Genomic DNA, 19327 nt, shown 5'->3' with positions numbered 1-19327 from the left:
AACATAGTGCAATTACGCACCAGATTGGTGTAGAAGAACAATTTCCGGGAGCCGAAGATGACGGTTAGCGCTTTTGCAAGAACAACGGTGAGTCTGGTCCTCGCCATCGGTTTCGCAGCGAAAACCGCCATGGCCAATCCCGATGAGGCCAGCGCGGCAACGGTTTCGAAGTGCCACTTTCTCGGCACCGTGGCGGGCAACTCGGGCTATGGCAAGAACATGGGCTGGAAACCCCTGGCCAAGGCCAGTGCGGAAATCAAGGCCGGCAAGCTGGGCGCCACCCACATCGTGTTCACCCACTATCGGCCGGTGGGCAGCTTCAACGGCGAAGCCGAGGGCAAGGCCTACAGCTGCAACCCCTGAAGGTCACCCGCCGGGACCGGCGAGACCCCGCGGCCGTCCAGCGGCCCGAACTCAGCCGCCCTCGGCGCGGGCCTCGTCCAGCCGGGCGAGGAGACCGGAACGCCTCTGCGTGGGCGTGCGGATGCCCGCCGCCAACACCGCCGCGCTGCCGGCCACCAGGACCTGACGCCGGGCGCGGGTGATGCCGGTGTAGATCAGCTCGCGGGTGACGACCCGGCCGGGAACCTCCGGCAGGATCAGGGCCACCCGATCGAATTCCGATCCCTGCGACTTGTGCACGGTCATGGCGAACGCCGTGTCGTGCTCGGACAAGCGCAACCGCGGCACCGGACGGAAGCCGCTCTCGCCCTCGGGGAAATAGACCAGCAGCTCGTCCGGCGCCGGGCCCGGCAGGACAATGCCGATATCGCCATTGAACAGCCGGCTGGTGTAATCGTTGCGCAGCACCAGCACCGGCCTGCCGGCAAACCAGACATCATCCTGGCCCAGGGCGGGCGGCAGACCGAGCCGGCGGCGCAGCGCCTCGACCAGCAGCCGGTTGATCGCCTGCACGCCGCGCGCGGTGTCGCGGATGGCGCAGAGAACGCGGAAGCGGTTGAAGGCGGCGAACACCGCGGCCAGCTGTTCCGGCCCCGGCAACCCGTCGGGCAACGCGGCCAGGTACTCGTCATACCCCTCGATCAGCTGCGCCTGCAGCGCCCGGGACAGGCCTCCGCCGGCATCCGCCACCCAGACCAGGTCAGGCGACGCGCTCGCGCCCAGCAGCTGCAACGCCGCCTCCACCTGACCGCCGTTGACCCGGCGGGCCAGCTCGCCGATACCCGGCGCCTCGTGGAAGCGGTAGTTGCGCGCGAACCAGACCACCGCGTCGGCCAGCGGTGTCGGTCGCAGGGGCGCGGGTGGCTCGATCGCCGCGGCCGGGCAACAGGTCAACGCCGCCAGCGCCGCGCGGCGCGCCACCGACAGCCCCGGGTCGCCGGCGATCTCGGAAAACACCGCCCCGGCCTCCACCGCCGCCAGCTGGTCCTTGTCGCCCAGCAGGATCAGCCGTGCCGCCGGCGGCACGGCGGCGACCAGCCTGGCGGCCAGCGCCAGGTCGAGCATGGACGCCTCGTCCACCACCAGCACGTCGACGGGCAGGGGATTGCCGGCATGGTGACGGAAACCGCCGTCGGGCAGTACGCCCAGCAGCCGGTGCAGGGTCGCGGCCTGCTGCGGCAGGCGCGCAGCGGTCTCGGGCGGCAACTGTCCGGCGCGGCCCAGCCGTTCGGCCTGGCCGCGCAGCGCCTCGACCATGCGGGCCGCGGCCTTGCCGGTCGGCGCCGCCAGGGCAATGCGGCAGTCGGGATCGTCGGCCAGGAGGCAGGCCAGCAGCTTGAGCACGGTGGTGGTCTTGCCCGTGCCCGGACCGCCGCTGACGACGGTCAGCCGTCCCAGTAGGGCCATCGCCGCCGCCAGCTGCTGCCAGTCCGGCGTTGCCGCCGCCCCGCCCTCGAACAGATCCCGCAAGCGCTCCGCCGCCACCACCGACGGCGGCCGGGGGATGCTGGCCGCCATGCCCTGCAGGGCGGTGGCCAGCTCGCGCTCGTAATCGAAGTAGCGACGCAGATAGAGACGGCCGGCGTCGTCCAGCACCAGCGGCAGGCGCTGCGGCGCCGCGGGCGCGCCGACCAGCCCGGAGGCCAGCAGGCGCCGGCGATCGGCCTCCGGCCAGTCGCCCAGATCGGCACAGACATGCCCCTCGGCGGTGGCCAGGCTGGCGAGCCGGGCCGCCGCCGCCAGCAGGTCGGCATCGGTACGCTCGGGATCGCACGCCCGCGCCCAGCAGACCAGGTGGCGGGCGAAGCCCTCGGCCAGCCACTGGGCGCGCGACATGGCGGTTTCGGCCCGGATGGGGGTCACGGCGATGCCGCCCCGGCGCGGCCGATCAGGGCGTCCAGCGCCGCGACGGTGCCGGCCGACGGCCGGTCGAAGAAGATGCCGGCATCGCCCCAGTCCGGACGCACGGCACGCACGAACAGATAAAGAACGCCGCCGAAATGCCTGTCGTAGTCGTAGCCCGGCAGGCGCCGGGCCAGCTGCCGGTGCAGGGCAAGCGTGTATAGCAGGTACTGGAGAGGATAGGCGTGTTCCCGCATGGCCTGGTGCAGCCGGACGGGATCATAGTCGGCGGGCGCATAGCCCAGGTGGTTGGATTTCCAGTCGAGCAGGTAATAGCGGCCACCGCTACGGAACACCAGATCGATGGCGCCGGTGAGGTAACCCCTGAGCGTCCGGAACGACAGCGGCGCCAGCGCGTAGCCCTGCTGGCGGAGAAAGGCATTGAGCCGCTCCGGCGTGAGCGTGTCCGCCGCCAGGGTAAAGGCCATTTCCCGCAAAACATCGCCAGGCTTCAGCCGGGACAGCCACAGCTGGCTGCCGGCGCCGGCCGGCAGGGGCGTGGCCAGCACGTCCCGCAGGAGCCGGCCAAGCATCGGTTCCGGCGCCAGCGGCTGCCCCAGCCCATCCACCGGCTGTTGCGGATATTCGCCCAGCGCCTGCCGGATGGCCTGCTCCGCCGCGGCCGGCCGGGCCAGGTCGGCCAGTTCGAAGAGCCGATGGATACAGCTGCCGGCCCCGGGGCCGGCGGGAAAGCGCAGGATGTCGTCGGCCGCCAGGTCGGCCGGCGCCACACTCCGCTCGCCGGGCATCGGTGGCGCGTCGGCATCATGGTCGGCGGCGGACTCGCCCTCGGCGCGCTGGCGGGTCATGCCGGTGAAGCTGCCCCGGTTCCAGCCTTCGACCAACACCCGCCGGAAGGGCCGCGCCCGGCAGGGTGGCGACGTCTCGGGCGCGGCCGCCGTTGCCGTCTCCAGCGCCGGCAGTTCCGCCACCGCCAGACCGCCTGGCGCACGCTCGGCCAGCGCGCGCCAGGCGTCCTCGATGGCGTCGGGCGCCCGCACCTTCCGGTTGTCGAACCAGTCGTCGGTCGTCATGCCGCCGCCCGCGACCAGCCAGTTCAACAGGCTGCGGGTGCTTTCGCCGGCATTGCGACTGCCCTGGTAGCAGCGCTCGTAGCAGCCGGCGATGAGGTAGACGCGGTGCACCGCGCGGGTCAGGGCGACATAGATGAGGCGCAGCGTCTCGGCGGCATCCTCGTCGCGGATGGCCGCCTTGAGCGACAGATCGTCCCGCGCGGCGGGATCGAAATCGAGCACGGTCGTGCCGGCCCGGTGATATTGCCGCAGATCGGGCGCATCGCTGCGGCTGTTGCGGTAGCCATCCCAGAGGAAGGGACAGAACACCACGGCGTACTCGAGGCCCTTGGACTTGTGGATGGTGACGATCTGGACGCGCTCGCTGTCGGATTCCAGGCGCAGCTGGGCGCTGTCGCCGACGGTGACGTCCAGGCGCTGGGCCTGCAACCAGCGCAGCTGCGCGTCGATACCGGCGTGCTCGCGGGCAGCCTGGGCCAGCAGCTCGCCCAGGTGCAGCAGGTTGGTCAGCCGGCGCTCGCCGTGCGGCTCGCGCAGAAGACGCGCCTCGATCCCCTGCTCGCGCAGCAGATGGCGGAACATGACGGCGAACCCACGCTGCTCCCATTGCTCGCGGTAGCCGGCGAACGCCTGCACATGCCGGAAGAAGGCCGCCTCGTCCCGCACATAGCCGTCGAGGGTGACGGCATCATGGCCGAGCAGGCCGGTGGCGAGGGCGGCGCGGATCGACGCGTCGCGCTTCTCGGACACGGCCAGGAGGATGCAGGCCAGCTCCTCGGCCTCGACGGTGGTGAAGACACTGGCCTGCGATAGCTCGACGCTGGCGATGCCGCGCACGGCCAGCGCGTCGCGCATCCGCCGGCCCTGCGCGTGGCTGCGCACCAGCACGGCGATATCGCGCGCCCGCAGTGGCCGTTGGCCCAGGGTGACACGCCCCGCCCGGGCCTCGCCCAGCAGCCGCGCGATTTCCGCCGCCACGGTCGCGGCGGCGAGCGGGAAGGCTTCGGCCCGCAGCCGCCGCTGGCCATCCGGCGCGCGGGGCAGCAACCAGACCTGCAACGGCGCGCGCGCGGCCGCCCCATGATCGACGAGTGCCGGAAAACCCGGCTGGCGCTGCTTGTCACCCAGGGAAACCGGACGATAGGCGATGCCTTCCTGCAGGAAGGCGCGCTCATGGACGCCGAACAGCGCGTTGCCGCCCGCGATCAGGCCGGCGACCGAACGCTGGTTGCGCGGCAGCGAATAGCGCTGGCCGGCCCGCTGCTGCGCGGCCAGATAGGTATGCAGGTCGGCGTTGCGGAAGCGGTAGATAGCCTGCTTGGGATCACCGACCATGAACAGGGGACCGACGTCCTGTCCGTACAGGCGGTCGAAGATACCGAATTGCAGGGGGTCGGTATCCTGGAATTCGTCGATCAGCGCCGCCGGGAAGCGTCGGCGCAGGGCCATCGCCAGCGTGTCGCCCCCATCGCTGGACAGGGCCTCGTGGAGGTTGCGCAGCATGTCGTCGAAGCTGACCACGCGCTGCTGCCGCTTGCCCTGCCGCAGCGCGGCCGGGACCGTCTCGACCAGCTCCCGCAGCCAGCGCAGGCGGGCATACCGGAGCGCCTGATCTAGGGTGTCGCAGGCCGCCAGCAGGGTTTCGGCGGCGGCGAAGAAGGGATGCTGCGGTGGCTGGCACCCCTTTTTCGTACCCTTCCCCGCCGCCAGGCGCTCGGCGGCGAACAGCCCCAGCCGCTTGCCGTCGGCGCGGTGCTGTCCGCCGGCGGGCACACCCGAGGCGAACCAGCCGGTCCAGGCCAGACGCCCGGCCGCCACGCTGTCGGGCTTGTAACTGTTGGCCTTGAGCCGCCCTTCCGCCAGCGCCGCCAGCAGACAGGCGCTGGGCGCGGCGCCGTCACTGCCCCAGTGGCGTTGCGCCGCAGCGAAGGCCTGCTGCACGGGCGCCTCGTCCGGCGCGGCGACGGCGTCCAGATCCGGTGGCCAGTGCAGACGCGCCAGGGGCTTGGCCACCACCGGCCGCAGCAGGGCCGCCAGCTTTTCCGGCGTATCCCCGACATCGCGCAGGTAGCGCGCCAGCAGGGGCGACAGGCTGCCCGGCGGCGCATGGGCGACGCGCCGGCGCCAGAAGTCGTAAACCGCCTGCTGCAGGCGTTCCTGGTCGTCCTGCACCGCGTCGAGCTCGAACGGCTGCGCGGCGGAGAATGGCGCATCCGCCAGGGCGCGCTGGCAGAATCCGTGAATGGTGTAGATGGCGGCCTCGTCGAAGCATGCCAGGGCCAGCGCCAGCCGGTCGCGCAGCTCGGCGGGCGTACGGCCCCGGACGATCAGGCGCGCCAGGAGGCCCTGCACAGGGTCGTCATCGTCGAGCGGCATGCCGGCCTCCCGGCGCTCCAGCCCGCCGAGGGTATCGACGATGCGGCCGCGGATGCGGTCGCGCAGTTCCGCGGTCGCCGCCGTGGTGAAGGTGACCACCAGGATCTCGCGGACCTGCAGGCCCTGCTCCAGCAACAGCCGCAGGTAGAGCCAGCAGATGTTCCAGGTCTTGCCGGTGCCGGCCGACGCCTCGATCAGGTTCACGCCCGACAGCGGGCAGTCGAAGACCTCCAGCTCGCGGAACTCAGTCATCCGCAGCCTCCGGCAGCGCCAGCGCCCGGAACGGCCGCAGCACCGCCAGGGCGGTGTCCTCGAAGTCGCGATCCAGCGGCTGTTCCACGCCGCGCAGCGCCAGCCGGTAGGCCGGTTGCAGGCTTTCGCCATAACCCTGGGCATTGACCTCCCAGACCCTCCGGGCTGCCGCCAGGGCCTGGTCGGGATCGCTGGCATGCCGGTCGACATAGGCCCAGGCCGCGCGGGGATAGAAATGCAGCGGCCGGGTCCAGCCGTCGCGATAGAGCCGCAGCAGCACCGTCAGCCACTCGCGTGCATCCTCGCAGGGCGGCAGCCGGTAACCGCCATCGCGCGCGATCCAGCGGGTCTCCGGCCGCACGCCGGACGGCCGGAGGGCATTCAGGAACAGGTGCTCGATCCAGCCGGCCAGACGATCGCCCGGTCGCAGGTCGTCGTAGCGGGCGCGGACCAGCCCGGCCGGACACAGAGCGTTGAGCGCCCCGCTCAGCCGCCAGGTTTCGCCGTCCACCGTCAGCGTCAGCGTGTCGGTCACCGGCGGCAGGGTCGGCCCGGTCAGGCTGTCGCGCAGCCGGCCGGCGAAGCCGGCGATGGTGGTCACCTCCTCCTCCAGCAGCAATGCGCCGAAAACGCCGGGGGGATAGTCCAGCGCGGCGCGGGCCAGCGCCATCAGCGTGTCCGGCGATGCCGCCGATGCCTGTGGCAGCAGGCGTTCGGCCAGGCGGATGCGGCTGGCGCGGTCCGGCAGGAAAGGTTCATCGTCGGCCAGTTCCTCGTCCGCCTGCGGCAGGGCCAGCCGCAGGCGCCGCTCCAGCAGGTAGCGGCAGGGATTGCCGAAGAAACGCTGCACGTCGGCCAGGGCCAGTTCGCGCGGATCGTCGTCGCGCCAGCCCAGCGGGGTGGGGAAAAACCGCCCGGCGGGCGGGTCCGTGGCCGCGTGGCCAGCCTCCTCGCCCGTATCGGCATCCTCATCCGCAGGCGCATCCGCTGGCGACGGTGCCGGCACGGGGGCGGCCACCGGCGGCGGCTGGTTGAGCGCCTCGGCCAGCTCCACGGCATGGCTGAACAGCGCGCCCGGGACCGCGTCGGCCGTGAAGTAGCGGCGGGAAAAGGCTTGCAGCGGGTGCCGGATCTCCCAGGGCCTATCCGTCGCCCCGGTCAGGCGCTCGAGATAGTCGCCCAGCTCGGCCAGCAGAATCGACGGCGTCAGCGCGCTGTTGTCGCGGATGCTGCAACCGGTGTAGCTGAGGTGCAGCCGCTCGCGCGCCGCCAGCAGCAGGTCGAGGAAGACATTGCGGTCGTCCAGCCGCCGCTGCCGGCCGCCCAGCCGGGGAGCGGCGGCGATCAGATCGAACTCGTCGGGCGCCCGGCTGGCGGGGAACACGCCATCGCCCAGCCCCAGCGCGGCGACGAAACGGTAGGGCAGATGGCGCATCGGCCCCAGCCCGGCGAAGCTCACCGACCCGCTCGGCACCGCGCCGGGCGCGGCGGCTTCCAGGTTCTCCCGCAGCGCTGCCTGCACCACCGGCAGCGGCAGGTCGCCGGTGACGCCGGTTTCCGCCAGCCGGTCGCCCAGGCCCAGGATCGCGCGCCGGACCTCGGCGCGTGCATCCAGGCGGTCGCGGTCGTCGACGAAGAAATCGTCCAGCCAGCCGAGCAGGCGCCGGTGCCAGACCTCGCCCGGGGCCGGCTGGCCGGCGCTGGCGGCGGCCGCTGCCAGCGCCTCGACGAAGCGGTCGAGGGCGCCCAACGCCTGCGCGATCGAGCCCTCGATGCCGCCCGCTGGCAGGCGGCCCTGCAAGGGCTCGTCGAGCCCTGGCACGGCGTAGCCGAGAAACAGCCGGTCCAGCCCTTCGCCGAGGGTGAACTCGGGCGCGTCCGGCAATCCGAGCCGGGCGCGGTGTGCGCCATCCAGCCCCCAGTGCATGCCAGCCTGGCGCATCCAGTCATGCACGGCGGCGAGCTCGGCCTCGTCCAGGCCGAAACGGGCGCGAACCTCCGGCCGGCGCAGGAAGGCAAACACCTCGCTGGCCCGGCAGCGCGAGGGCAGCAGCTCCAGCAGCGCCCCGAAGCCGACCGCCACCGGATTGGCCAGCCGGCGCGGCAGCCCGGTGACCGTGTAAGGAATGGACCGCGCGCGCGGCACACTGCCGAACACGGCCTCGATCAGGGGCGCCGCCTCGTCCAGGTTCGGCAGCACCACCAGTACATCGGCAGGCGTCAGGTCCGGCTGGCGGGTGAAGGCATCCAGCAGCTGGTCGTGCAGCACCTCCAGCTCGCGGGCCAGCGAATGGCAGACATGCACCTCGAGGCTGCGATCGCCGGTCGTCCAGCCGCTGGCGGACATGGCGGCCGGCCCCTCTTCGGCGCGCAGGATGTCGTTCTGGAGCCGGGCCAGGAGACTGTCGCCGGCCGCCGGCACGAACAGCTCCCGATCGTCCCGGCGCATGGCCTGCCTGTCGTTCAGCAGCGCCAGGAACGCCTGTGTCTGGCGGCCCCAGCCGGCCAGCAGGCGATTGCCGACCTCATGGTAATCGAGCTGCCCGCTGACCCTGAGCTGCGCCATTTGCCGGGGCGTGGCGAGCAGATCCCAGTATTCCCGGCAGGGGTTCACCACGTAGAGATTGACCGTCATCCACGCCGACAGCCGGGCCAGGATGTCCAGGTAGAGCGGCGGCACGTCGGCCAGCGCGAACAGCGACACGCGTGGCGGCAGGGAAACCGGCAGGCCGCCGCGGCCCGCGGCCTGCAGCTGGCGGAAGAACGCCTCGGCGGGATGCTCCGCCGCCACCCCCATGCCGGCCAGCAGACGGCGCCAGACGTCCGCCTGCCAGGCCAGATCCTCGGCCTGGCCCTCGGTCAACACCATGGGCTGCGCCATCGGCGGCAGCGTCTGGCCGTCCGCCCAGGCCCGCACCCAGTCCTGCCGGTAGGTGATGTACTGGTCGAACAGCCGCGCCACCCGCTGCGCCAGCTCATAGCGCATGAGAGGATCGTGATCGGCCCGGGCCAGATAGCGGGCCAGGCGCGGATGCGCGGCCGCCAGGGCACCGTCCTCGAACAGCCCGTAGAGCCGCCAGGCCAGGAGATCCGGGGCGAAGGGCGACTGGCTGGCGACCGGCGTCGCCTGCCGCAGCAGTTCCCACACCCACTGGGCCAGAAAGCCGAAGGCAACATTCGCGCAGACGCCATGGCACCGGGCCCAGTCCATCTCCAGCCGCCGCCGGATCGCCGTGCCCGGCACGATCACCGTCTCCGCCGCCAGGGGATCGCCGGATCCGTCGCCGAGATCCGCCAGCAGCCAAGCGCTCAGCACCTCCAGGCGGTTGGAGAAAATCAGGTTGAAGCCGGGCTGCATGGACTGGGATTCGCCGGGGAGGCCACCGTGCCGGCTTCGCGGCTAGCGGATGGAAAGATGCTCATGACCCCATCATCTCAAACAAGGGCGTTCAAGGGCGCCTGTGGAAAAGCGCGGCCTGCGCCACGGAGGAAGCAAGACCCGCCGCCGGCTACCTGCTGTACTACCATCGCGATTTCCCGCCTGCCGTGGTCGAGGCACTGCTGCCCGCGACGCTGGAGCGGGTTTTCGCCGTGGGCAGCTCCGCGCCGGCCTGACGCGGGGCGCGGGGGCGCGGCAAGCCCCCACCCGGTCCCCGGCGGGGCCGGGCCTCAATTCAGGCGATGGCTGGGATAGCGGCCGGCATAGCGGCCCTGGTAACCGCTGAGCTCGTCGATTTCGGCGATGGCGGCCTGGGGGTGCAGGCCGTCGTCGACGATGCGGCACATGGCCGGGTACCAGGTATCGACCACGTCCAGGCTGACGCGCATCAGGGTCAGCAGCAATTCCGCGCCGGGCGGATTGCCTTCCAGCAGCTGCCGGTGCACGAACCGCACCTCGCCATCGTCGAGGTCCATCTCGAAGTGGCCGACCGCCAGCCGGTAATTGATGCGGGTGATGAGCTCCATGACGGCATAGCGGTGGAGTTCGGGGATGTCCTCGGGCATGCGCAGGAACAGCATGAAGTCATGCTCCTTGCCGCCGGTGATCAGCTCGAAGCGGAAGGTGCCGCTGTCGAGGTTGATCAGGCTCTGCACCGATCCGTCGCGCTCCTCGTTCTGGATGACCGGATAACCGTGTTCCGAGAGGATTTCGTAAGCCAGGGTGGTGAGGATGTTCATCGGGACTCCTTTGCATGGATGAATGCAGCCGTGCGACCTCCGCCGGACCGGGGCGAAGACAGGATAGCGCGTGAGTTCGGCAAGATTGTTACACAAGCCGCCGGCCGACCGCGGAAAAACCGGCCATGCCGCTCGGACAGCGGGCCGCGCGCGGGATTCCGTCCCGGCGGCCAGCGAAGCGGTCGTGCTACAGTGCGGACGGCGGCCGGAGCACCGGGACAAGCCGGCAAGCCGGCAAGCGGGTGGCGATCGTCGCCGGCGCGGGTCCGGCCAGGCACCGGGCAGCCACGCATCTCCAGATACAAGCTGTTATCGGCATGGACAATTTCGCTCAGGTTCTCCTGCTGCTGGGCACCACGGTCACGGTGGTGGTGGCCTTCCAGCGGCTGCACATCCCCTCCAGCCTCGGCTATCTGCTGGTGGGCATCATCCTGGGGCCGCACACCGTCGGTCCGGTGGTGGATCTGCCACAGATCAAGTCGATCGCGGAATTCGGCATCGTCTTCCTGCTGTTCACGATCGGCCTGAATTTCTCCCTGCCGCAGCTGCATGCCCTGCGTCATCAGGTGCTCGGCCTGGGCACGGGCCAGGTGGCCTTCACCACGCTGCTGGTGGGGATGCTGGCCTGGCTGGGCGGGCTGCCGCCGACCGACGCCTTCATCCTCGGCGCGGTGTTCGCGCAGTCCTCGACCACCATCATCGGCAAGCAGCTCGGCGAGCAGGGCGAGGAGAACAGCCGTCACGGGCGGCTGGGCCTGGCCCTGTCGGTCTTCCAGGACGTGACCGCAGTGCCGTTCCTGGTGGTGCTGCCGGTGCTGGGCCAGGCCATGAACGCCAAGGTGCTGGCCGTGGCGCTGGGCGGGGCGATGGCCAAGGCTTTCGGGGCCTTCGTGGCGGTTTTCGTCGCCGGCCGCTGGGTGTTGCGGCCGGTGTTCCGCCTGGTGGCCCGCCGCCGCTCCACCGAGGTGTTCACCCTGACCGTGCTGCTGGTGGCGCTGCTGGCCGCCTGGAGCACGCAGCAGTTCGGGCTGTCGCTGGCCTTCGGCGCGTTCCTGGCCGGCATGATGATGGGCGAGACGGAGTTCCGGCACCAGCTGGAGTCGACCATCCGGCCCTTCCGCGATGTGCTCCTGGGGCTGTTCTTCGTCGACATCGGCATGCTGTTCGATCCCGCCGCCATGCCGCGCATCTGGCACTGGGCGCTGTTCGGCGCCGGCGCGATGCTGGCGATCAAGGCGCTGCTGGTCGCCGTCATGGTCAATCTGACCGGGATCGACCGGTTGACGGCCTGGCGGACCGGGCTGATCGTGGCCGTGGGCGGCGAGTTCGGCTTTGCCCTCCTGGCCATCGCCATCGGCCACCGGGTCATCGAGGTCGAACTGGCACAGATCATCCTCACCGCCGTGCTGTTCTCCATGATCGCCGGGCCGATCCTGATCCGCTTCAACCACGGCATCGCCACCCTGTTCGGCGGCCGCAAGCCGATCCTCAAGGCCGAACGCGAGCTGCCCAGGCCCGACCACGCCCCGCCGGCCGGCCGGCATGATCACGTCATCCTCTGCGGCTACGGCCGGATCGGCCAGAGCGTCGGCCATTTCCTAACCGAGGAGGACATCCCCTTCGTCGCCATCGATCTCGACGCCGACTGCGTGCGCGAGGCGCATACGGCCGGCGAGCCGGTCTACTTCGGCGACTCGACCCAGGACGACCTGCTGGAATCGCTGGGGCTGCAACAGGCGCGGCTGGTGCTGATCAGCTTCGACGACGTGCCGGCCGCGCTGCGGATACTGAGCGCGGTGAAGAGCCTCAGGCCCGGCCTGCCGGTGATGGTGCGCACCCGTGACGAGACGCATGTCGAGGAACTGCAACAGGCCGGCGCGCTGGAAGTGGTGCCGGATACCCTGGAAGCCAGCCTGATGATCGCCTCGCAGGCGCTGCTGCTGCTCGATGTGCCGATCGCGCGGATCTTGCGGCGCTTGCAGCAAGAGCGCTCCAACCGCTACCGCCTGATGCGCGAGCTGTTCCGCGGCAACGACCTGTACCTGAAACCGCAGGAACTGGAAGCGCGGCGGCTGCACGCCATCCCGGTGCCGCCGGAGAGCGCCTGCGCCAGGCGCCGGCTGTCCGACATCGACTGGGACGGCGTGACGGTCACGGCGCTGGTGCGCAACGGCAAGCGGCTGCCGCATCCGTCCCCGCGCCTCCGCCTGCGGGCCCGGGACGTGGTGGTGGTGTGTGGCCAGGACGATCAGGTGCACCGGGTGGAGCAGCTCATCAACGCCTGACCGCCCCCCGACCCTCAGCCCTCCGGAAGGCCGACGATATCCTCCACCGCGAGCAGGAATACCCGTCCGCGCCCCGGCCCGTGGCCAAGCCCGGCGACCTCGGCGACCATCCGCGCCAGGGCGGGACTGTCCGTCGCCCAGGCCAGCAACAGCACGACATCGCGCCGGCCGAGCAGATTCAGGTCGAAGAAGGTCTTCGCCGGCAGCGCGCCGGCGCCCTGCGCCGGGCCGATGACGATGACGTCCAGGCAGCCCAGCGTGCGGGCGGATTCCAGCACCGCCGCGGTCAGGGATTCGTCCACCAGGGCCATGATGAGCTTGGTGCGCATGTCGGCAACCTCCCGGTCAGGTCATGAAACTGAGCGTCCTGCGGAAACGCGCCAGGGCGAGGACGAAGAAGAACACGCCGATGCCCAGGAGCGCCAGGAACTGCGGCCAGACGATAGCGAACCCGGCGCCGCGATAGAGGATGCCCTGGGCCAGGGCGACAAAATGCGTGGTGGGCGCCACCTGCATGAGCTGCTGGACGAACGCCGGCATGCTCTCGTAGGGTGTGGCGCCGCCGGACAGCATCTCCAGCGGCAGCAGGGCGATGACCATCAGCAGCCCCATCTGCGGCATGGAGCGCGCCACCGTGCCCAGGAAGATGCCCATCGAGGTGGTGGCGAACAGGTTCAGCGCCATGCCGGCGGCGAACAGCGGGATCGAGCCCTCGATCGGCACGCCGAGCCAACCCCGCACCACCACGAGCAGCGACACGAGCGCCACGGTGGCGACGACCAAGGCCATCGACCAGACCTTGGCCAGCATGATCTCGAAGGGCGAGAGCGGCATCACCAGGAGGTGTTCGAGGGTGCCATGCTCGCGCTCGCGGATGATCGCCGCCCCGGTGAGAATGATGGACAGCATGGTGATGCTGTTGATCAGCTCCATGACGGAACCGAACCAGACGGCGCTCAGGTTGGGGTTGAAGCGGGTCCTGAGCGTCAGCTCGACCGGGAGCGGCTCGACGGTCCGGTCGCCGCGCAGGAACTCGTCGATCTCGCCGTGGATGATGTTCTGGATGTAGGTGTTGCCGATGAAGGCCTGCGACATGCGGGTCGCATCCACGTTCAGCTGCACGACCGGCGCGCGCCCCGCCAGCAGGTCGCGCTGGAAGTCGGGCGGAATGTCGATGGCGAAGGTGAAGACGCCCCGGTCCAGGCCGGGATCGATGGCGCTCGGCGCGATGAGCGCCGGGGTCAGGAAATGCGGCGGATAGAAGGCGTCGACGAGGCGCCCCGACAGCGGCGAACGGTCCTCGTCGACGATGGCGATGGGCGCCTTGTGCAGGGTGCCGGGGACGCTGGTGGCCCGGATATAGACCGCGCCGGTGAAGGCATACAGGATCAGGATCGTCATCAGGCTGTCGCGGCCGAGGCTGCGCAGCTCCTTGACGCCGAGATGGTAGATGTTGCGCAGTGTCCCCATCATCGCCGCTAGCGCTCCTGCTTGCGCAGCAGCGCGACGCTCAGGCCGATGATGACCGGCACGGCCGCCAGCATCGGCAGCAGGGCAAAGCCCAGCTCGGAGAAGCCCAGCCCCTTGGACAGGGTGCCCCGGCTGATCAGCATGAAGTAGGTGGCGGGGAACAGCTCGCCGATGACCCGCGCCGCCCCCTCCAGGGACGATACCGGATCCATCATCCCGGAGTAGCTGGCCGAAGGAATGATCGTGGCGATGGCGGTGGCGAAGATCGCGGCGATCTGGCTGCGGACGAAGGCCGAAACCAGCAGGCCGAGGCCGGTGGCGGCCACCACGTAGATCAGGGCCGCCAGGGTCAGCAGCGCAAGGCTGCCCCGCAGCGGCACGTCGAAGACGAATTCCGACAGCGCGCACACCAGCGCGAAATTGACCATGCCCATGGCCACATAGGGCAGCTGCTTGCCGACCAGGAACTCGAAACGGGTGGTCGGCGTGACGTAGAAGTTGATGATCGAGCCGAGCTCCTTCTCGCGCACCACGCTCAGGGCGCTGAGCATGGCCGAGATCAGCATGATCAGCAGCGGGATCGTCGCCGGGACGATGGCCGGCAGGCTCTTGACGTCGGGGTTGTAGCGAAAGCGGGTCTCGATGCCGGCCGGCCCGGCCGGGCGGGCCGGCAGCGGCTGATGCCGCGCCTGCTCCTGCAGCCAGCCGGCGTGCATGGCCTGCACGAAGCCCAGCACGTTCTCGGCCCGCATCGGCATGGCGCCGTCGATCCAGGCGCCGATGGCGACCGGACGGCCGCGCTTCAGGTCGCGCGCGAAGCCGGGCGGAATCTCCAGAGCCAGGCTCAGTTCGCCGGTGCGCATGCGCTGATCCAGCTCGGCATGGCCGGCCAGCGGCGGCCGCTCGATGAAGTAGCGCGAGCCGCTGAGCTCCAGGGCGTAGTTCTGGCTCAGCGGCGTGCGGTCGCGGTCCAGCACCGCGAAGCGCAGGTTGTCGACATCCATGCTGATGCCGTAGCCCATGATGAACATCAGGAAGGCGGTACCGAACAGCGCGATCAGGCCGCGCAACGGGTCGCGGACCAGCTCGATGGCCTCGCGGCGGCTGTAGCTGAGCAGGCGGGCCAGGCTGAAGCGGGCGGACCGGGGCCGGCGCCGCGCAGCCGCCGGAATCGGCGGCGCGGGCGGTCCGGCGGCAGCAGCCGGCACCGCCGGCTGGAATCCGCCGGCCGCCTGCAGACGGGCGATGAACGCGGACGCCAGATCCGGCTGGCCGCTCTGCCGGACCAATTCCTCGGGCGTACCGCTGGCCAGCACCCGTCCCTCGTGCATCAGCGAGATGCGGTCGCAGCGCTGGGCCTCGTTCATGAAATGGGTGGAGATGAACAGCGTGACCCGGTCGCGGCGGGCCAGATCGATCAGCAGCGCCCAGAAGGCGTCGCGCGCGATCGGGTCGACGCCCGAGGTGGGCTCGTCCAGGATCAGCAGGGCCGGCTGATGGATGACCGCGACGGCCAGCGAGAGCCGCTGCCGCATGCCCAGCGGCAGTTCGTCCGGCAGGCTGTCCATGACCGCGGCCAGCTCGAAGCGCTCGGCAACCTCGACGATCCGGCGGGGCACGCCCTCCTCCGGCAGGTGGAACAGCTTGGCATGCAGCGCCAGGTTCTGCCGGACCGTCAGCTCGGCATACAGCGAGAAGCCCTGCGACATGTAACCGACCTGCCGGCGCGTCGCCAGATGCCCGGCATCCAGCGGCTGACCGAACAGGCGCGACTCGCCCGCCGTCGGTTGCAAGAGCCCGGTCAGCATCTTCATGGTGGTGGTCTTGCCGCAGCCGTTGGAGCCCAGGAAGCCGAAGATTTCCCCGCGCTCGATGCGGAAGCTGACGTGGTCGACCGCGGTGAAATCGCCGAAGCGCATGGTCAGGTCGCGCGCCTCGATGGCGATGTCGGGCGCCGCCGAGCGCCGCAGCGGCGGGATTTCCAGCATCCTGCGGGCACGGCGGCGGGCTTCCGGCAACAGCCGGATGAAGGCATCCTCCAGGCTCGTGGCGCCGGTGCGGCGGCGCAGTTCGTCGGCCGTGCCGGTGGCGATGACCCGGCCGGCATCCATGGCCACCAGCCAGTCGAAGCGCTCCGCCTCCTCCATGTAGGCGGTGGACACCAGCACGCTCATCTCCGGCTGGCGGCGGCGCAACCGGTCGATCAAGGCCCAGAACTGGGCCCGCGAGAGCGGGTCCACCCCGGTCGTCGGCTCGTCCAGCACCAGCAGATCGGGATCGTGGATCAGTGCGCAGCACAGGCCCAGCTTCTGCTTCATGCCGCCCGACAGCTGGCCGGCCGGCCGATCGCGGAAGGGTGCGAGCCCGGTGCCCTCGATCAGCTCGGCGATGCGCCGCCGGCGTTCGGCACGCGACAGGCCGAACAGGCGACCGAAGAAATCGATGTTCTCGTACACCGACAGGGTGGGATAGAGATTCCGGCCCAGGCCCTGCGGCATGTAGGCGATGCGGGAGCAGACGGCGCGGCGGTGGGCGGCGCGGCCGATGTCGCCGCCGAGAACCTCGACGACGCCCGACTGGATGGCCCGCGCACCGGCGATCAGGGACATCAGGCTGGACTTGCCGACCCCGTCGGGGCCGATCAGACCAACCATGGCGCGGGGCGGGATATCGAGGTCCACGCCGGCGAGCGCCCGGCGGTCGCGGTGGGCCAGGCGGACATCGCGGAGCCGGGCGACCGGCCCGGCGGCGGAGCGCGGCCTCACGGCGGCAGGTGGACCGCCAGCCGCTCGGGCCAGGGCCGGTCCGGGTCCAGCCGCACGTAGGCCATGCCCGGCAGCCCCACCTTGACGTGGTCCAGATGGGCCCGCAGCCATTCGGGATCGATCCGCGCCCGCACCCGGAACATCAGCTTCATGCGTTCCTGCGCGGTCTCCACGGTTTTCGGCGTGAACTGGGCGACGCTGGCGACGAAGCTGACCCGGGCCGGAATCACGTCGTCGGGCAGGGCGTCCAGCACCAGCCGCGCCTCGCCGTCGAGCGCCAGGCGGCCGGCGGCCTCGGTGGGCAGGAAGAAGGTCATGTAGACGTCGGCGAGGTCAACCAGGCTGAGCACCCGGCCGCCGGCGGGGAGCACCTCGCCCGGTTCGGCGATCCGGTACTGGACCCGGCCGGCGCGCGGCGAGCGGAGTTCGGCATGGCCGATTTCCGCCTGCAGCCGGTCGACCGTGGCGCGCGCCGCGTCGACGACCGACTGCGCCTGCGGAATCTGCGATTCGGCGGCGGCGACAGCGGCGCGGGCCGCCATCACCCTAGCCTCGGCGGCGCGGATCATGGCCTCGGCGGCCTCCACGCGGGCCCGGTCGTCGTCCAGCTGCTGGCGGGAAACGGCGCCCTCGCCCACCAGGGCCCGGGAATGGCGCAGGCGCTTGCCGGCGGCCTCCGACTCGGCACGGTACTGGGCCACCAGGGCCTCGGCCGCGACCCGCTCGCTCTGGCGCTGCGCCACCGTCGAGCGGGACGTGACGCGGGCCAGCTCGGCCTCCCGGACCCGGGCCTCGGCTTCGGCCAGCTGGGCGCGCAGCACCTCGGTGTCCATGCGGGCCAGCACGGTGCCGGCCTGCACGTAATCACCCTCGCGGACCCGGATCTCGGCGATGCGCCCCGGCGACTGGGTGGCGATATCGATCTCGGTCGCCTCGATGCGGCCATTGCCGGCGGCGAAACCCCGGGGCAACGGCTCCGGGCGCGAGGCCCACCAGCTGGCGGCCAGCGCGACGGCGACCAGCAACAGCAGCAGGATGGTCCATCGCTTCATTGCGCCTCCGCAAGATTGTGCCGCCGCCGGCCGTTCAGTGCCCGGCGGCGGCATCGCTGCCGGCCGCCACCTTCTTCACCAGCGGCATCAGCAGCAGGGCGAGGAAAAACACCAGCGCCAGGGCATGGAAGAGGGAGTTGATGGTCATCACCTCCGCCTCGCGCATGACCAGGCCGTGCACCTGCTTGACGGCGGCCAGCTCGGGATCGGTCACGCCGGCGGCCGCCAGTCGGCCCTGCAACTCTTCGAGCAGGTTCCGCGCCACGGGCGAGCCGCCGGTGACCGCCTCGCGCAGCTTGGCATAGTGCGCCTTGTTCCACTGGATCATCAGGGTATTGGCCACCGCCAGGCCGATCGCGCCACCCAGGTTGCGCATCAGGTTATAGAGCCCGCTGGCATTTTTCACCTCGTCGGGCGGCAGGGTGCCCAGCGCCAGGGAGTTGATCGGCAGGAAGCAGAACATCAGGGCGAATCCTCTCAGGGCCTGCGGCCAGAAGAATTCCCAGTAGGCATCCTCGTGGGTCAGGTTGCCATTGGCCCAGCAGCCGGCACCGTACATCGTCAGCCCCAGCGCCAGCATCAGGCGCGAATCCAGCACCTTGGCGGCCGGTCCGGCGACGAAGGCGGAAACGAACTGGAAGACGCCCGCGACCATGATGTACTGGCCGATCTGCAGGCTGTTGAGTCCCTTCACCGTGGCCAGGTAGACCGGCATCAGATAGATGACGGTGTAGAGCCCGATGCCGAGGATGAAGCTGAACAGGCAGCCGACGGTGAAGTTGAAGTCGCGGAAGGCCCAGAGGTCGACGATCGGCTGGTCGATGGTCAGCTCCCGGCGCAGCATGGCCAGCGCCGCCAGCACCGCGATGACGCTGAAAACGGCGATCTCCCGGCTTTCGAACCATTCCTTGCGGACGCCCTCCTCCAGCACGAATTGCATGCTGCCCAGAAACACGACGATATAGAGGATGCCGCGGAAGTCGATCTTTTCCAGCAGCGCCCATTCCGGCTCGTCCACCCGCACCAGCAGCCAGGTCAGCACGGTCACCAGCAGGCCGGGGACCAGATTGACCAGGAACAGCGCCTTCCACGACACGGCGTCGGTGAGATAGCCGCCGAACACCGGCCCCGCGGTGGGCGCCACCGTCACCACCAGCCCCACGACGATCACCATGGTGGGTTGCAGCCGTGGCGGGAACAGGGTGTAGATGACGGCGAACACGCTGGGAATCATGGCGCCGCCGAACAGCCCCTGCAGTCCGCGGAAGACGATCATCGAATCGAGATTCCAGGCCAGCGCGCAGAGCAGGCTCATCAGGGTGAAGCCGGCACAGGAAACGGCGAACAGGATGCGCGTCGACAGGGCCCGCGCCAGCCAGCCGGACAGCGGGATGATGACCACCTCGGCGATCAGGTAGGCGGTCTGCACCCAGGTGATCTCGTCGCGGGTCGCGGACAGCCCGGCCTGGATCTGCTCCAGCGAGCTGGCGACGATCTGGATGTCGAGGATGGCCATGAAGATGCCGAACACCATGGCGATGAAACCGACCCATTCGCGGGTCGACAGAGTGCGCTCCGCGCTCGCGGGAATCTCGATCTCGGCCGCGGTG

General features: G+C 70.4%; 11 protein-coding genes. 2 read left to right on the top strand and 9 right to left on the bottom strand.

Annotated features, from left to right (window positions below; all coding sequences use genetic code 11):
- Positions 1-129: 129 nt before the first annotated feature.
- Complete coding sequence (locus ACYQ1H_RS07125; RefSeq protein WP_460027353.1) at positions 130-363, top strand: hypothetical protein; 234 nt, start codon at positions 130-132, stop codon at positions 361-363.
- Between the two features lie 51 nt (positions 364-414).
- Here the strand turns inward: ACYQ1H_RS07125 and recD are convergent, their stop codons facing one another.
- From recD to ACYQ1H_RS07105, 4 genes are all read right to left on the bottom strand, one after another.
- Positions 415-2265, bottom strand: coding sequence for an exodeoxyribonuclease V subunit alpha (gene recD, locus ACYQ1H_RS07120; protein WP_460027352.1), 1851 nt, complete (start codon positions 2263-2265; stop codon positions 415-417).
- Positions 2262-5966 (bottom strand): exodeoxyribonuclease V subunit beta, encoded by a 3705-nt coding sequence (gene recB, locus ACYQ1H_RS07115; RefSeq protein WP_460027351.1) that lies wholly within the window; start codon positions 5964-5966, stop codon positions 2262-2264. Before recB ends, recD begins: the two co-directional genes overlap by 4 nt.
- A complete protein-coding gene (gene recC, locus ACYQ1H_RS07110) occupies positions 5959-9324 on the bottom strand; it encodes an exodeoxyribonuclease V subunit gamma (protein ID WP_460027350.1) in 3366 nt (1121 codons plus the stop codon). Before recC ends, recB begins: the two co-directional genes overlap by 8 nt.
- A gap of 311 nt (positions 9325-9635) precedes the next feature.
- Complete coding sequence (locus ACYQ1H_RS07105) at positions 9636-10145, bottom strand: YbjN domain-containing protein (RefSeq protein ID WP_460027349.1); 510 nt, start codon at positions 10143-10145, stop codon at positions 9636-9638.
- A gap of 317 nt (positions 10146-10462) precedes the next feature.
- On the opposite strand from ACYQ1H_RS07105, the gene ACYQ1H_RS07100 reads away from it, so the two are divergent.
- Entirely contained in the window at positions 10463-12430 is a 1968-nt protein-coding gene (locus ACYQ1H_RS07100; RefSeq protein WP_460027348.1) for a monovalent cation:proton antiporter family protein, read from the top strand.
- Between the two features lie 14 nt (positions 12431-12444).
- Here ACYQ1H_RS07100 and ACYQ1H_RS07095 read toward each other — a convergent pair whose 3' ends face one another.
- The 5 genes from ACYQ1H_RS07095 to ACYQ1H_RS07075 are packed head-to-tail and all read right to left on the bottom strand — an operon-like array spanning position 12445 to position 19251.
- Positions 12445-12759: a P-II family nitrogen regulator gene (locus ACYQ1H_RS07095; protein WP_460027347.1), complete on the bottom strand. Its 315-nt coding sequence runs from the start codon at positions 12757-12759 to the stop codon at positions 12445-12447.
- Between the two features lie 16 nt (positions 12760-12775).
- The gene (locus ACYQ1H_RS07090) at positions 12776-13903 is read right to left on the bottom strand and encodes an ABC transporter permease (protein WP_460027346.1); all 1128 of its coding nucleotides are present in this window, start codon (positions 13901-13903) and stop codon (positions 12776-12778) included.
- A gap of 5 nt (positions 13904-13908) precedes the next feature.
- Positions 13909-16665: a ribosome-associated ATPase/putative transporter RbbA gene (gene rbbA / locus ACYQ1H_RS07085; protein WP_460027345.1), complete on the bottom strand. Its 2757-nt coding sequence runs from the start codon at positions 16663-16665 to the stop codon at positions 13909-13911.
- Positions 16662-17717: an HlyD family secretion protein gene (locus tag ACYQ1H_RS07080; RefSeq protein WP_460027344.1), complete on the bottom strand. Its 1056-nt coding sequence runs from the start codon at positions 17715-17717 to the stop codon at positions 16662-16664. The genes rbbA and ACYQ1H_RS07080 overlap by 4 nt, the downstream gene beginning before the upstream one ends.
- 34 nt (positions 17718-17751) lie before the next feature.
- Positions 17752-19251, bottom strand: a complete 1500-nt coding sequence (locus tag ACYQ1H_RS07075; protein WP_460027355.1) for a DHA2 family efflux MFS transporter permease subunit — start codon at positions 19249-19251, stop codon at positions 17752-17754.
- Positions 19252-19327 lie beyond the last annotated feature (76 nt).

The sequence above is a fragment of the Methyloparacoccus murrellii genome (assembly GCF_054657115.1).
This window is presented reverse-complemented; position numbering and strand designations above follow the sequence as displayed.

Coding starts and splice junctions, on each gene's coding strand:
- ACYQ1H_RS07125 (WP_460027353.1), top strand. CDS start 130: ATGGCCAATCCCGATGAGGCCAGCGCGGCAACGGTTTCGAAGTGCCAC.
- recB (WP_460027351.1), bottom strand. CDS start 5,966: ATGACTGAGTTCCGCGAGCTGGAGGTCTTCGACTGCCCGCTGTCGGGC.
- recC (WP_460027350.1), bottom strand. CDS start 9,324: ATGCAGCCCGGCTTCAACCTGATTTTCTCCAACCGCCTGGAGGTGCTG.
- ACYQ1H_RS07105 (WP_460027349.1), bottom strand. CDS start 10,145: ATGAACATCCTCACCACCCTGGCTTACGAAATCCTCTCGGAACACGGT.
- ACYQ1H_RS07100 (WP_460027348.1), top strand. CDS start 10,463: ATGGACAATTTCGCTCAGGTTCTCCTGCTGCTGGGCACCACGGTCACG.
- ACYQ1H_RS07095 (WP_460027347.1), bottom strand. CDS start 12,759: ATGCGCACCAAGCTCATCATGGCCCTGGTGGACGAATCCCTGACCGCG.
- ACYQ1H_RS07090 (WP_460027346.1), bottom strand. CDS start 13,903: ATGATGGGGACACTGCGCAACATCTACCATCTCGGCGTCAAGGAGCTG.
- ACYQ1H_RS07080 (WP_460027344.1), bottom strand. CDS start 17,717: ATGAAGCGATGGACCATCCTGCTGCTGTTGCTGGTCGCCGTCGCGCTG.
- ACYQ1H_RS07075 (WP_460027355.1), bottom strand. CDS start 19,251: ATGGTGTTCGGCATCTTCATGGCCATCCTCGACATCCAGATCGTCGCC.